The organism is Geomonas sp., from assembly GCF_056994735.1.
Genome location: NZ_JBXKJL010000351.1, coordinates 1 through 14822 on the forward strand (window position 1 = coordinate 1; position 14822 = coordinate 14822).

Genomic DNA, 14822 nt, shown 5'->3' on the forward strand with positions numbered 1-14822 from the left:
GCCTACGCCCACGCCGACTCGGCCGTGCAGGCGCTGCAGGAGGGGGCGGAGGACTACTTCGGCAAGCCCTTCAACCTGGACGCGGTCAAGCACGTGGTCAACAAGGCCTTCGAGAAGAAGCGGCTCAAGAAGGAGGTCGACTTCTTCCGGGGCGAGCTGCGCCGGAAGTCGGACCAGGACAAGCTGGTGGGGAACAGCACCAGCATGATCGAGGTCTTCAAGATGATCAAGATCTGCGCCGACGCCGACGCCAAGACGGTGCTGATCACCGGGGAGAGCGGGACCGGCAAGGAGCTGGTGGCCAAGGCGCTCCACCTCTACAGCGCGCGCTCCGAGTCACCCTTCATCGAGGTCAACTGCGCGGCCATCCCGGAGAACCTGCTGGAAAACGAGCTCTTCGGCCACGAGAAAGGGGCCTACACCGACGCCTCCAAGCGCCACAAGGGGGTCTTCGAGATGGCGGAGGGGGGGACGGTCTTCCTGGACGAGATCGGGGACATGCCCTTCGCCATGCAGGCCAAGATCCTCAAGGTGATCGAGACCAAGCGCTTCAGGAGGCTCGGGGGGCTGGAAGACGTGGATGCCAACGTGCGGGTCATCACCGCCACCCACCAGAACCTCCCCAGGATGGTCAAGGAGGGGAGGTTCCGCTCGGACCTCTTCTTCCGTTTGAACGTGATGAACATCGACCTCCCCCCGCTGCGCGAGCGCAAGGAGGACATCCCCACGCTGGTCCAGTATTTCATCAAGGCCCTGAACGACGAGTACGGCAGGAATGTGGAGGACGCCTCGGAGGAGGTGCTGCGCCACCTGGACGGCTACGACTGGCCCGGCAACGTGCGGGAACTGCGCAACGCCGTGGAGCGGCTCATGATGCTGGAGCAGGAGAAGATCCTCGGGGCGGAGCACCTGAGCCCCGAGATCGTGCGCTGCGGCCGGGAGACGAGAGAGGCCGCACCTGAGTCCGTTTCGCCCCTGGCTCCGGCCTCCGGCGTTCCTTTCGGGGCCGAGCACATCCTCCTCCCCCCCGAGGGGATCTCCCTGGACGAACTGGAGAAGATGGTGATCCAGCTGGCCCTGCGAAAGTCGGACGGCAACCAGACCAGGGCGGCCAGGTTCCTGAAAACCAGCAGGGACACGCTGCGCTACCGGATGAAGAAGTTCGGGCTGGGGGAGAGCTGCCGCGAAGGAGACGAACAGGTGGAGCTCCGGGAACCTTGCGGCGCGGCCGGCGGAGTGCTGAGCCCGGCGGGGGGCACCCCCCCCTGGCCCCCCTGAGTCCCGCCGCCTCCCCCAAAGCTGCGGCTTTTGCCGCAGCTTCCCCCACCCTTTGGGCCATATCCCCCCGCCACATCTTCCCCTGCCGCCGTCCGCCGCCCACCTCTCCCGCAGAAAACCCCGACTTTCCAGAACCTTAGCCGTCCATACCGCACGGGCACCGAGCTTGCAGGTCAAGGCCAGCCGGTCCGGCCTCTGGGGGGAGGCTCAGCCGGTCGAGGTGCAGCGGAAGAGAGCCCAAAAATCCACTAATCGGAGGGAAACTCTCAATGAAGAAAATGGTAATCCTGACCGCACTCGCCGGTCTCACCCTTGGGGCCACCGTGGCCTTTGGCGGTTCGGGCTACGGCACCGGTATCGTCGGCTCCAAGCACGACATGAACATCCTGCAGGGCGCCGGCGTCACCAAGGACGCCCAGGGCCGCGTCTGCGCATTCTGCCACACTCCGCACCACAAGCTGGAGTCGGATGCGCTCGACTACAACCCGCTCTGGTCCCACCAGATCAACACCGACACCAACTTCACACCCTACCAGTCGGTGACCTTCGACGGCGTCATCGCCGGCGACCCGCTCACCGGGCCCAGCCGTCTGTGCATGAGCTGCCACGACGGCTCGATCGCGGTCGACGAGCACTACGGCATCGCCGGAACCGCCAAGAAAGACAGCCTCTCCAGCGACGCCTTCGGCGGCATCGCGGTCGGCAAGAACAGCGACGTCTCCAACGACCACCCGATCGGCTTCGACCTCAACGGCACACTGCTGGCCGACAAGGGGATCCGGCCCACCCTGGTGGCCAGCGGCAACAGCAAGTACGACGGGAAACCGATCACCGATTTAGGTTTCAACGACGGGGCCGGCAAGTCGATCATGACCTGCGCCTCCTGCCACGACGTCCACAACAAGGACAACGTGGAGACGGCTTTTCTTTACGAGAAGCAGGAGGGCTCGGCCTTTTGCCTCATGTGCCACGACAAGTAACCGCTGTTCCAGGGCCGCCCTCAGGGGCGGCCACTTCCCCTCCCCCCCCCGCCAGGATCAGCACAGGAGTTCTACCCATGTATGCTCGCCTGTTTCGAGCGGCTATGGCCGCCTTGACCGCCTCCCTCGTGACACTTTGCCTTACCGGCTGCGGCAGGACCGCCCTTTCCGGCGGCCCGGTCTTCTTCCCGCCGGCACCGAACCTCCCGCGGCTGCAATACCTGACCGGGATCAGCAGTTCCGAGGATGTGCAGGGGGTCAAAAACGAGTTCGCCCTCTTCTCCGCCGGGAAGCTCGATTCGGACAAGGTCACCTCCATCATCAAGCCTTCCGGCATCGCCTCCCATGGCGGCAAGTTGTACGTCACCGACCTCACGGGCGAACTTTACGTGATCGACCCGCCCCACAAGACGATGGCGCCCTTGAAGGGGAACCAGGGGATGGGGAAGCTTAAGAAACCGGTGGGGATAGCCGTCGATCGCGTCGGCTTCGTCTTCGTGGCCGATATCGTGCGGAAAGAGGTGCTGATCTACGACGAGAAGGGGGAGTACCTCAAATCGGTGGGGGCCAGGGATCTCGATCCCACCGACGTGGCCGTCGACGACAGCAGGGTCTACATCCTGGACACCAGGAAGGCGGTCATCCGGGCCTTCGACCCGGTGACCGGGCAGGAACTGCAGGAGATCGGCAGGGATAGCGATCCCGAGAAGTCCCTCAACTTCCCCACCAAGATGTCACTCGACCCCCAGGGGATCATCCACGTGAGTAACGCCGGGACCGGGAACATCATGTCCTTCGACCGGGACGGCCACTTCATAGGCTCCTTCGGGAAGGCAGGGGACGGTCTCGGCCAGTTCGCAAGGCCCAAGGGGCTCAGCTCGGACGACAACGGCTACCTCTACGTGGTGGACGCCGGTTTCCAGAACGTCCAGGTCTTCAACGACCAGGGGCGGCTCCTCACCTACTTCGGCTCCCCGAGGCTGCCGCAGGGGGGGATGAACCTCCCGTGCGACATAACCATCAGCCGCGACGCCCTTCCCTACTACCAGGGCTTCGCCGAGAAGGACTTCGAGCTGAGCCAGGTGGTCTTCGTGGCCAACCAGTTCGGCACCCCAAAGATCAGCGTGTACGGCTACGGCAAGCGCAAGGGGATCGACTATGAACAGGTTTACCAGCGCTCCGTCAAGGACCGGGAGGAGAAGGCCCGGGAGGATCTGCAGCGCAGGAACAAGCTGACCCGGGAACTCCAGCAGGACCAGCCGGTGGCTCCCATGCCCTGAGGGGAGGGAACGGCGAAGGACGACGGGAAGGTGAAGGCCGGCAGCTTGATGTAGCTGCCGGCCTTTTTTTAATCTTGGTTCTCGCGGATAACTTCGGATTAAATCGGATCAACTTCTGATACGAACGGAAAAGGAATCCTCAATCCGACTTTAATCCGATCCTATCCGATCTGATCCGCGTGCACATGCTTTTCCTGCCCGAACCTCACCACGTCCATCATGACAGTCACAGGCACGAGAAGTTGCTTGGTTCTCGCGGATAACTTCTGATGAAAATCGGATCAACTTCTGATACCAATCATGTCATTCCCGCGAAAGCGGGAACCCAGAACTCAGGCGAAAACTGGATAACCGCCTGCGCGGGTATGACGACAGCCTGCCACTTAATCCGACTTTAATCCGATACCATCCGGCCTGATCCGCGTGCACCCGCTTTTCCTGCCTCAACTGCCTCCGTCCACGTCGACCCTGGTTATGGCGGTAACCCGCCACCTGGCGATCCGGGCGTATTCGGCTGCGGCAACGCTGACGGGAGCGGGGAAAATCGAGGTCTCGCCGGGGTCATAGGGGAGGGGGCTCTCCTCCGAGCCGGCATAGACGGTGGTTCCGGCGGCGTCGAGGGCCACGAAATCAATCCTCGCGTAATAGCTCGCGGTGCTGATGTTATGCAGCTCGACCGAAAGGTCTCCGGTGACGGTGGTCTGATCCTCCGGTCCCAGGATAAATTCCGCCGGAGCGCTCATGACAAAGGTTCCGGTGGGGTCGGTCAGCTGCCTGGTGACGCTGGTGAAGACCGCGCTGACACCGCCGATGGTGACCAACGTGCTGACCGCGGTGGAGTGGTCGGCGGCCGAGGTGTGGCGTACGGTGACGGTCTGTCCCGCGCTGACCTTCCCGGGCCTGCTGGTGAACTGGCCATCCCCCCCGGTGCCGCCGATGGCGTACTCGCCATTGGTGATGGTGATCGGGGCGGCGATCTTGTTGCCGGTCACGGTGACGGCTTGCGAAGTCACCGATTGCTTGAGCTCCACGTTCTTCATCCCGGAGAAGGAGAATTGCTGGGGCTCGGCTGCGTCGGGGAGCCACTCCACGTCCCCGCAACCGTGAAGGGCCAGGACGAGCGGCAATAACAGATACAACTTCCATTTCATGACCATCCTCCGCTGAAGCTTTTTAGTTAACGATTGAAGCGGTCCTGGCCAGCATGGCCCGCGAAACTGGTTCCCCGGGGGCGGCCTGCTGGACCGCGGCGAACTCCTCGCGCGCCTTGGGCAGCGCCCCCGCTTTCAGGTAGGCGAGCCCCAGGTTCAGGTGCCCCGCCGGCTCTTCCGGCTTGAGCCTGATCGCCTCCCGGTAGCTGGCTATGGCCTCCCCGAGCCGGCCCAGCCGGGCGAGGGCGTTACCGAGGTTGAGATGCGCCGCGGCGTGCCCGGGCTGAAGCCGGATGGCCTCCCGGTAGTAGGCCAGAGCACCCTGAGGATCCCCCCTCTTCTCGCAGCAAATCCCCAGGTTGGTCAGGGGCTCCACCCGTCCCGGCTCGATCCTCGCGGCCTGCGCCAGTTCACCCAGGGCCTCCTCGTAGCTGCCGCTTTTGATCAGCACCCCCCCCAGGTTGTTGCGGGCCTCGAAGCCCGCAGGGTCGATCCTGATCGCCTCCCGGTACTGCGCCGCCGCTTCGGCCAGGCGCCCCCTCCCCTCCAGGGCCCTCCCCAGGTTGAGCCGGCCGAGGGCGTAGTCGGGCGAGAGCTGAACCGCCTGCCGGTAGTGCCCGAGCGCCTCCTCGGCGAGCCCCTTCCGGGTCAGGACCACGGCCAGGTTGGTGTGGGCCTCCGGGTTCCGCGGGTCGAGCTGGACCGCGAGCGAACTCTCCCGGCAGGCCTCCTCCACCCTCCCCTCCAGCATGAGTGCCTTGGCGAGGTTGAAGTGCGGGCGGCTTTTCCGCGGCGACTTGGCCGCCGCATCGCTCCAGAGGGAAACGGCATCCCCCCAGACCGCATTCCTGGCCAGAGAGGTGCCGGTGAGGCAGAGGGTGACGGCGAGGGTGCTCGCCGCCAGGGTGGCGGGACGGCCGCGCAGAAGAGCGCAGATCGACGCGGAAAGGCAGAGGAAGAAGCCGACGCTGGGGAGGTAGAGCCGGTGTTCGAAGATCACGTCCAGGATGGGAATGACGCTGGACTCCACCGTCAAGGCCAGCAGGAACCAGGCGATGCCGAAGGCGGCCATCCTGGCGCTCCCGCCGCCGGCCGAGGCGGGCTTGCGGAAGAGCCAGCATGCCAGCGCCAAAAGGCCCACGACCATGGCCGCCCCCCCCGCCACCGCAGGGTCGGTGAAGTGGTGGCGCAGGGGAAAGTCGTAGTCGAGGTTCTGCCCGACCGGCAGAAGGAGCAGCCTCAGGTAGGTCGGGATCACCGTGAGCTCGGTGGCGAGGTAGGCGCCCCGCCCGATCCCGCTCTCCATCCTGAGGAGCCGGTCCAGCAGGGATAGCCGCGCGGGATCGGCGGCGAAAGCAACCAGCAGGAGGAGCGCCCCTGCCAGAGAGCCCAGGACCAGCAGGACCTTACGCCGCGTCGCGCCGAAGAAGGCGAACTCGCAAAGGAGCAGGGCCAGGGGGAGGGTGGCGGCAAGCTCCTTGGTCAGGAAAGCCGCCAGCGCGCTGAGGCCGCTCCCGAAAAAGAGGGCGACTAGCGCCGGTCGCGGCAGCCGCCCGGAGTCGAACTGCCCGAGCCTCCCCCGCAGGTAAAGGACCAGCGCCAGCAGGTAGAACATGGTGCAAAGCGACGCCAGCCTCTGCACCACGTAGGTCACCGCCTCGGTCTGCACCGGGTGGGAGGCGAAGAGGAGGGCGGCCAGGAGCGGGAACAGCCAGGGGTGGAGCTGCGACTTCCCGTCGCCGCAGCGAAGCCGGGGGGTGGCCAGCGCCAGCCGGGCCAGAAGGTAGACCAGCCAGGATGAAGCGGCATGGATGGCGAGGTTGACCGCGTGGTAGCCGAAAACCTCCAGCCCGCCCAAGCGGTAGTTGAGGGCCAGGGAGAGGTAGCCGACGAAGCGGCGGGGACGGTAGGCCATTCCCGCACCGGAGAGGAAGCCGGAGAGGTCCCTGATTACCGGGTTCTCCACGATCGAGGTCTGGTCGTCGAGGACGAAGGGGACGCCGAAGGTGTTGGCATAGGCGGCCAGGGTTACCAGCGCTATCAGCAGCAGATGAAAAACCGGCAGAGCGGCCAGGCGGCCGGAAGCGGGAGGCAGCAGATCCGTCCCCCCCTTGCCGCCGGGCCCCGCTGTGCCTTGCCCCCCGCCCGCACCGTGCATCCCAACCAATGAAACCTTTGCCATACCAATCTCCCGTGATGCCGCCAGAGGCGGCAGTTGTCGCAGCGTGACTCTCCGTGAAGGAGAGCCGCCGCTGACAGGGAGTGCACAGCCCATGCCGCCGCCCCGCCGGGGGGGTGAGCCGCCGCCTGCCCGGCGTAGCCGGGAACTCTTGTCGCAGCAGCGGCAGGCTTGGAGCGGCCAGGTCGGCGAAAGAAGGCGGTTTTCACCCCCCTCCGGGGAGGCAGCGGCGGGTAAAGAGGGGAGACGGGAGGATGAGAAGCGGTGACGGTCGGCGCGCTGCACCCCCCTCGGTGGGGGATATCACCCAACACCCGAGGAGAGGGCTGGGTGATATCCCCCAGAGGGGAAATTACCCCGATCCGGCGGGACAGCGATAATCGGGGATTTGCCCTGGTTTAATTACCCGGCACCATCCTTGCTGTAGGCGTTGAAGCGCCGACGCCGCGGCCTTCCTAGTCGACGGCGAAGAAATCAACGGGCGCGTGAAACCGCCGACAGCAGTCGAGGAGGATACCTTGAAAAGATTCAACTTCGTGATGTGGGCCCTTTTGCTCTGCCTCCCCCTCTACGGTTGCGGCGGCGGTGGCGGCACCAGCGCCGACAAGGGTGGAACCACTACCGGCGGCCCCACCGTCACCGCCTTCACCATTCCCGCCGCGGCCGCAACTCTCTCCGTCGCCATCACCACCCTGACCGCCAGCGACACCTCGGGGGTCACCGGCTATCTCGTCACCGAGAGCCAGAGCGCTCCGGCGGCTTCGGCTTCGGGATGGACGGCCGGCGCACCGGCCACTTACACCTTCAGCTCCGCGGGGAGCCATACCGTCTATGCCTGGGCCAAGAACGGGTCCGGAGCGGTCTCCGCTGGGGTGGCTGCTACCGTGGTCATCACCCTGTCGGACAGCGGCGTGCTCGCCAAGGCGGTCACCGGGTGCGTGAAGGACCCGGTCAACGGCGACGGCCCGGCGACAGGAACGGTGGTGAGGGCCTACGCCGATGGGAGCGCCGGCTCCCCCGTCGCCACCGCCAACGTCGCTTCCGACGGGAGCTTCAATCTCCCGGGGCTCATCGACGGCAGGAGTTACTCACTGGTCTTCAGCCGGACCGGCTACGGCGACGTAACCTACTACGGGGTGCGGCCCAGCCAGGCCACCGAAACGGCCCTGGAGACGGTGCGCCTGCTGCCGACCGCCAAGCTCACCCAGAGCGGTCCGATCAACGGCTACCTGACAAATGCCGCCAACAACCAGCCGCTCCCCTACCTGACCGTGATGTTCCGTCCCGGCATGGGGGCCACCACCGGGGACCCCATTGCCCAGAGCACCACCACGGACAGCACCGGCTACTACTCGAGGCCGAGCTTCCCGGCCGGAAGCTACACCGCCGAGGTCCTCTCCAGCGGCGGAACCTCGCTCGGGTACTTCACGGTCGACTCGGTCCCCGGGTTCCCGGTCTACAACAACAGCCAGAACTGCGCCTTTTCCACCGGCAGCGGGGTCGACTCCTACCGGGCGGTGCTGACTTGGGGGAACTCCCCGCAGGACCTCGACTTCCATCTGACCGGGCCGCTCACCCCCGGCGACACCACGACCGTGATAGGAACCAACGATACTCCCAGGTTCCACATCGACAGCACCCAGAAGACCTACCCTTACGACAGCGGGGTCGTCGACTCCATTCCCATGGTTCCGGGTAGCGCCACCGAGTCCTACCTCGACTTCGACCAGGTGAACCACGGCGTGGACAACGGGGCCGAGGCCCTCACCATCCTCACCCAGAGGAGCGGCCCCTACCGCTTCTACGTCTACAACAACTCCGCGGTCGGCACCCTCTCAGGCTCCGGCGCGGTGGTCAGGCTCTACCTGGGGGCGACCCTGCTGCGGAGCTTCCCGGTCCCGGCCCTGACCGGCAACACCTGGCACGTCTTCGACCTGGACGGGAGCACCATCACCGCGGTCAACACGGTGAGCACCGTGCCCCCCGACCAGACCTACACCCTGGCCCGCAGGCTCTTCGCCTCACCCCTCGAGGAGGCTCTCCTCTTCAGGCGCGTGATCAAAACGGTCCGGGCAAGGTAGCAGGCGGGGGAAGAAGAGGATGGAAAAGCTAAGCCCGAGGTGCAAGATGATCTCCGCTGCTGCAGTCGCCTGCCTGGTAGCGGCCATAGTGGCGGCGCCCGCCGCGCCACGGATCACCTTCCTCACCGACGACAGCGGGGGACAGAGGAGAGGGGCGGCCGGTGCGGCCTCCCTCCCGGTGACCGTACAGGGGGAGTTCCCGCAGCTCCCCAACTGTGCGGGGGGGGATTCGGTGAACTGCCACCGGGCGGGGAACCAGGCCGGGCTGTAGAAGAGCGACTACGCGCCATCGCCACCAAAGGGGGGCGGCCGTCGCCAGACAGGGTGGATGCGGAACCAAGGGGATAAGGCAGGCGGCTGCTTTATCCCCTTGGTCATTTTCCATGATTTGGGCGAGGAGCTTGTGCGGAGATTACAGCTTCCCTCGCCCCGCCTGCTGGAGCGCCGAACGGGGGAGGGAGCCTGGGCTACTGAGCGGAGAGGTGGGTTACGCCTGTCAGGTAGTCGACGGCAATTTCGTCGTCGTCGAAGAAAACCATCAGGTTGAAGACATCCTGCGCCTTTTCTGCCCCGTCCGGGATCGACCAGTATCTCCAGAACTCCCTGGTCCTCGCCACCGGCGGCAGAGGGGCCTTGATCCCCTTCAGGAGCTCCTTCGAGAGCTGCTGGCGGTTGGGCTCCACCGAGTTCGGCGATCCCAGGACGGCCAGGATCTCCTTCTTGGTCGTTTTCCCCTTCACTATGCTCCGCTCCACCAGGGAAGCCGAGAGCTCCCGCTTTTCCTTGGCGGCCGCGGGCGTTGACAAGGTCTCTTCCGGGATCCGTGCCTGGTTGGCATGGACGCAGCCCCCCAGCATGGTGCAACAGATAAACAAGGCCATTCTTTTCATCTTTCTCCCTCCCATCAAAAGTTACTTCGACTCCTGTAATGCAACCTCTTTACCAAGAAGGCCGTGGAATCAGCAGGCGACGACCGCAACCTAACCATGCGAAAAAAGTAGCCTTTCGGCTTCAGCGCCGACTCCACCAACGCGGCCGCCAGAAAGCCACTGGGGCATTTGATCCACCGCGGGGCATTTCACCCGCTCCGGCACTCTCCTGCTGAGGATCATCCCCCTCTTTGGGCCGCGCGGGGCATGCGGGCGGGAATCCGCAGCGTGAGAGGGCGGCAGGAAAAGGGTGAGCCCTCACGGCGACGGCCGCGCCAGCCCCCGCAAGGGAAAAGGACACCTTTCCGGAGACTTAGCAGGCACAGGCTCCTTGCCGGCATCAGCGCGGGATTCTCCGGGAAGGGGGCGGCGGGGCGGAGATCGCCCCGCTTTGCCGCGGTGGGTACAACTATTGCTATCCCTGCCTCGGTTCTCTTCATCGCACCAGCAAGGCTACACAGGTTCCCGTTCCCCTCGTGCCCCCTATTCACGAGCCGGCCCGGCGCGCCACGCGAAGGAGGTATGCGATCCCGAGCGGCAGCACCTTCTATCAGTTATGCAATTCATCTCACAGAGAGGGACAAGAGACATGAAGAAACCAAGTATGAAGATCTCGCTCCTGGCGGGGGCTTCGGCGCTAGCCGGCCTGGCCATGGGCGGGGGCATTGCCCGAGCGGCCACCCACCCGCCGGTCCAGCTATTCACCTACGAGGAGATAGCGCAACAGTACGGGATGCAGGCCATGCCGGTCATGGTCGATCCGTCCAGCAAGCAGGGTATGCCCTACAGCCCGAAACAGACCTGCACGGGCGGCGGGAGCACCAACTGCCACAGCAGCGGCAACACCAAGGGGCTCAAGAGCTACACGGACCTGGCGGAACACGCCTTCCACGCCTCGCTCGGCATAAACGAGTGGATGGACAACTCGGCCAGCGGCCTCTTCATGGAGAACGGCAAGCAGACCGGGCTCAACCCCCAGAAGCCATGGCTGCAGTCTCACGGCCATAACGGCAAGTGGTGACCGCCTTCTCTCCGCCAGGTGGCGGACTTACAGAAAAAAGCAGACGGCAAAGGCATCGCTTATCCCGGCACGGTTCCCAGCACCGGCGACGCAGTTACAGACTCCCAGACCCCCGGCACCAGCCTCTACCTCTTCCTGAACGGCGGGGTCGGCGCAGACGGCAAGAGCTATCCCAAAGTCGACATGTCGTTGTGGGACCAGGCCACCATGTGCGGCACCTGCCATGTCGGCGGCGCCACCTACGAGCATGACCGTAACGGCAACCGCCTCCCCTACAAGACCCTGATGGACATGGCCATGGGCGTGGTCAACCCCTTCACCTCCACGGTGTGGGAGAGCTTCACCGCGACCGGGACCGACACCTCCTTCGCCACCATCGCTCCCTGGATCTACCCGCAGTACAAGCAGAACAATCCGGCCAAGGGACCGATCATGGCCGACCCGGCATACGCCTGGGTCAAGACGGATCCCTTAGGCACCCCGGTAGCCACCGGCGAGATCGCCATGAACATGAAGGACCCCAACACCGGGTACAGCATGCCGGTCTACTCCGGGCAGCTGATGATGCCGAACGTGAAGGAGATGGACTGCCTCTTCTGCCACCTCTCCGGCTACGACAACGTCATGTCCTCGGTCATGGTCCAGGCAGGAAGCTTGAACGCCGCACCGGCCGCGGGTGCAGGGCTCTTCGACATGATGCCGATCAGCCCGACCTACATGGGCTACAACAGCTACAACGGCACGCTCTCCTTCACCCCCTACTCCACCATCCAGACCGGAAGGATGCAGATGGTTTCCCTCTCGCCGGCCCTGATCAACAGGATCAAGCCGCAGCCGGAATCCAACAACTGCATGCAGTGCCACGCGACCAAGACCCTGAAGAACCTCCCCGAGATGTTCGGCACCACCGGGAACAGCAACGGCTTCCTCTCCTCGGCGCCGATGGTCTATGATCCGGCCAACGGGGTGGGACCGATGGGCAAGCGCATGACCTCCTACGACATCAACGCCATGTGGCTCTTCTCCGGCAGCTCCCCCGAGATCAACGGCGGCAACTACATGAGCTACCTGATGCCGGGCATGGCCTACCTCCAGGCCCAGCAGACCTTCTGGAGCAGCGCCTCGGCCCAGGGCTTCCTCGGGGGGAACAACCCGGCAGGCTCCGGCCCGCTCTACTACCTGAACGCCGACGGCTCCATGCCCGACCAGAACGCCCTCAAGCGCTCCACCATGCCCTTCCCGCGCGCCGAGTGGTTCAAGCGCGGCGACGCCTGGCAGGAAGGCAAGGACGTCCACGGGAGCTTCGGCTGCGCCGGCTGCCACTTCACCGGCGACAGCACCCACAAGAACCAGTGCGACCCGGGGCGCGGCTTCGACATGTCGAGCACGACCCAGGACGGCGTCCCGCCGCTGACCCAGCGCCAGGTGGTCAAGGAATGGGATGCGGACGGCAAGGCGGTTATCGCCAGCGGCTCCGACGTGACTGCCGCCATCCAGAAGGCCGACACCCGCAACACGGTCAAGCGCTGCGAGTTCTGCCACATCACCGGCAAGGACTTCTACGGCAACCCCATCTCCACCTTCGGCGCGCCCAACCCGAGTGCCGCCCACGCGAAGTACGGCCTGACCGCCAGCATCGTCCAGATCGTGGACAAGATGGACCCCAGCGGCGCCGGCACCTTCGGCCGCCAGGGCGTCTCCGACCAGACCAACTTCACCACGGACAAGACCAAGCTGGGCCGCGGTAACCACCTCGACGTGATGGACTGCACCGTCTGCCACGTCCAGAAAGTCACCATGGCAGTCCGCGCCCTCGACGCCACCAGCGGCATGCGCTTCCCGGCCATCGTCGGCACCGACCCCTCCAAGGGGATGGTCGGCCTCTTCGAAGACCCGGCTCCCGACAGCTTCAACACCGCCGTGGCCGGCCAGTACAACCAGATGTTCGACGGCATCAACGCCTACTTCGGCTATACCGGAGGCGAACCGCAGGGGGCTCCCGCCACCGCAACGAGCCCCGCCTGCACCGGCGCGAAGCAGGCCTACGGCGACCAGTTCGACTGCGCGCTCATCCAGGGTCCGGGCTTCCAGCAGCAGGTACCGACCGGCGCCCACGTCATGGGCGGACCTCTCAAGGAGTGGAAACCGCTCCACCTCTGGCAGAAACTGGGCAACATGGAGGCGCCGCTCTCCTTCAACAACGGCGCCAACAGTCAGCTCCAGTACCGCCGCAAGATCTACCTCTCCAACGCCATCTCTGCGGTGCTCTGGAACAACACCGACCCGAACGTCGACGCCAACGGCGACACCGTCCCCGGCGGCCTCCTGATCGGGGACAACGACGAGCTCGGCCGTCAGGTCAAGCCCTCTCTCGCCGGTTACACCGACGTCTTCGACAACCAAGCGCCCAACAAGAACAACACCCAGGGCTACGGCGAGCCGATCTACGACCCGTGGATCATGCATGACCTGAAGGCCGGCTTCAACTTCGGGCCCTCCGCCCTCTCGGTGATTTCGGTGGGCTTCGACGACATGATGACCAAACCGTCAGGGAGCGCCTACATGCCCGACGGCACCTTCTCGTCCGCGAACTACTGGAAATATGCCAGTGTCTGGAGCGGCGCGGTGATCTTCACCGAGCCTTACCAGATCCGCGACTACAAGAACTTCCGTAACCAGCTGGAGCAGGCCAAACCCCTAGAGGAGCGCAAGTCCTGGACCGGAACCGAGCTGGCCTACGTCGGCGCTCCGTTCATGGTTACCCACGGCGTGCAGCCCGTCTCCAGCTACGCCAAGGGCAAGAGCTGCACCGACTGCCATGCCCCGAACGCCGGCTTCTTCAACGGCGGCTTCGACATGGCCGGCTCCGCCATCCCCGCTGACCGCTCCTTCAACCCGACCTCCCAGGTCAGCATCAACCCGGCCACCGGCGACATGACCCGCACCTCCGGGATCCCCGGGATGGAATCGAACAGCACGCTCATGGCACGTCCGCTCGAACAGATCCGCGTAAAAGCCTACAACGGCGACCTGCGCACCGTCTTCGAGGGCTTCAACAAGCTCGGCCAGCCGCGTTCCACCAAGTTCCAGGCAACCGACGGCACCTACACCTGGACGGTCGACATGAAGCGCTCCGACGTGCTCTATCCGGAAGAAGACGGCGCCATCTACTACAAGATCGCCGACACCAACACCGACGGCAGCATCAAGTCGGGTGCCGTCCCCATGACCGGCCAGCAGTATGCCGACTACATGGAGACCCTCAAGGACCCTGCAGCCCTGGGGGTCGGCGTCGACCCGGTCGCGGTGATCGACACCATCGACGGCAAGCTGGCCACCGGCGCGACCTCCATCCCGCTGGTGAAGGGCGGAACCTATGCCCTCAATGTCGCAAATCCGACCTCCTACACCTCCTACACCTGGGATACCAACGCCGGCGTAGCCATCGCCGCCGGGCCGTCGACCTCGGTCACCTTCCCCAAGGTAGGCACCTGGAGGATCACCCTCACCGCAACCAACCCCGACGGCAGGATCGTGACCAAGATGCAGAAGGTCAACATCGTGGAGCCGGTGCTGGTTACCCCGGGCACCCCGGTCTCGGGCTACGTGACTGTGACGGTCACCCCGACCGTCGGGAAGCCGTACACCGAGAGCAGACTGATGACCACCGTACCGGTGTCCATCGATCCGTCCCTGGTGTTCGACAAGGTGAAGGTCAACTGGGGTGACGGCAGCAAGTCCACCACCCTGAGCGCCAGCGCCCTCACCGAACTCCCGGCCCACCAGTACCTGCGTCTCGACAAGTTCAAGATCAGCAGCGGAGACTACAGGTACACCACCACCATCCAGCTCTTCAACGGAACCACCCTGGTCAATTCCAAGGCCTTCAAGGTGACCGTACCGAAGTAAGCTGCCGTAACAAC

Annotated in this window: 11 protein-coding genes; 8 read left to right on the top strand and 3 right to left on the bottom strand. The window is 64.9% G+C overall.

Annotated elements, in window-relative coordinates; genetic code table 11:
- From AC11W3_RS15220 to AC11W3_RS15235, 4 genes are all read left to right on the top strand, one after another.
- Positions 1–1278 (top strand): sigma-54 dependent transcriptional regulator (locus AC11W3_RS15220; RefSeq protein ID WP_484093287.1); only part of this gene is annotated, 1278 nt, incomplete at its 5' end.
- Positions 1279–1547: 269 nt separating this feature from the next.
- A complete protein-coding gene (locus AC11W3_RS15225) occupies positions 1548–2258 on the top strand; it encodes a cytochrome c3 family protein (RefSeq protein WP_484089977.1) in 711 nt (236 codons plus the stop codon).
- Positions 2259–2335: 77 nt separating this feature from the next.
- The gene (locus AC11W3_RS15230) at positions 2336–3538 is read left to right on the top strand and encodes an NHL repeat-containing protein (RefSeq protein ID WP_484093288.1); all 1203 of its coding nucleotides are present in this window, start codon (positions 2336–2338) and stop codon (positions 3536–3538) included.
- 269 nt (positions 3539–3807) lie between these two features.
- A complete protein-coding gene (locus AC11W3_RS15235; RefSeq protein ID WP_484089979.1) occupies positions 3808–3936 on the top strand; it encodes an HNH endonuclease in 129 nt (42 codons plus the stop codon).
- 45 nt (positions 3937–3981) lie between these two features.
- Here AC11W3_RS15235 and AC11W3_RS15240 read toward each other — a convergent pair whose 3' ends face one another.
- Together AC11W3_RS15240 and AC11W3_RS15245 are read right to left on the bottom strand one after the other, a co-directional pair.
- Positions 3982–4689 (bottom strand): hypothetical protein, encoded by a 708-nt coding sequence (locus tag AC11W3_RS15240; protein ID WP_484089980.1) that lies wholly within the window; start codon positions 4687–4689, stop codon positions 3982–3984.
- Positions 4690–4711: 22 nt separating this feature from the next.
- Positions 4712–6871, bottom strand: coding sequence for a tetratricopeptide repeat protein (locus tag AC11W3_RS15245; RefSeq protein ID WP_484093289.1), 2160 nt, complete (start codon positions 6869–6871; stop codon positions 4712–4714).
- A gap of 515 nt (positions 6872–7386) precedes the next feature.
- Here AC11W3_RS15245 and AC11W3_RS15250 point away from each other — a divergent pair.
- Positions 7387–8949, top strand: a complete 1563-nt coding sequence (locus AC11W3_RS15250; protein ID WP_484089982.1) for a hypothetical protein — start codon at positions 7387–7389, stop codon at positions 8947–8949.
- A gap of 19 nt (positions 8950–8968) precedes the next feature.
- On the top strand, positions 8969–9220 hold the full coding sequence (locus AC11W3_RS15255; RefSeq protein ID WP_484089983.1) for a hypothetical protein: 252 nt from the start codon (positions 8969–8971) through the stop codon (positions 9218–9220).
- Positions 9221–9416: 196 nt separating this feature from the next.
- Here AC11W3_RS15255 and AC11W3_RS15260 read toward each other — a convergent pair whose 3' ends face one another.
- Positions 9417–9839 carry a hypothetical protein gene (locus AC11W3_RS15260; protein ID WP_484089984.1) on the bottom strand — a complete coding sequence of 141 codons (423 nt, stop codon included), beginning with the start codon at positions 9837–9839 and terminating at the stop codon, positions 9417–9419.
- A 628-nt stretch (positions 9840–10467) separates the two neighbouring features.
- On the opposite strand from AC11W3_RS15260, the gene AC11W3_RS15265 reads away from it, so the two are divergent.
- Together AC11W3_RS15265 and AC11W3_RS15270 are read left to right on the top strand one after the other, a co-directional pair.
- Positions 10468–10899, top strand: coding sequence for a cytochrome C (locus AC11W3_RS15265; RefSeq protein WP_484089985.1), 432 nt, complete (start codon positions 10468–10470; stop codon positions 10897–10899).
- An 18-nt stretch (positions 10900–10917) separates the two neighbouring features.
- Complete coding sequence (locus tag AC11W3_RS15270; protein ID WP_484093290.1) at positions 10918–14808, top strand: PKD domain-containing protein; 3891 nt, start codon at positions 10918–10920, stop codon at positions 14806–14808.
- Positions 14809–14822 lie beyond the last annotated feature (14 nt).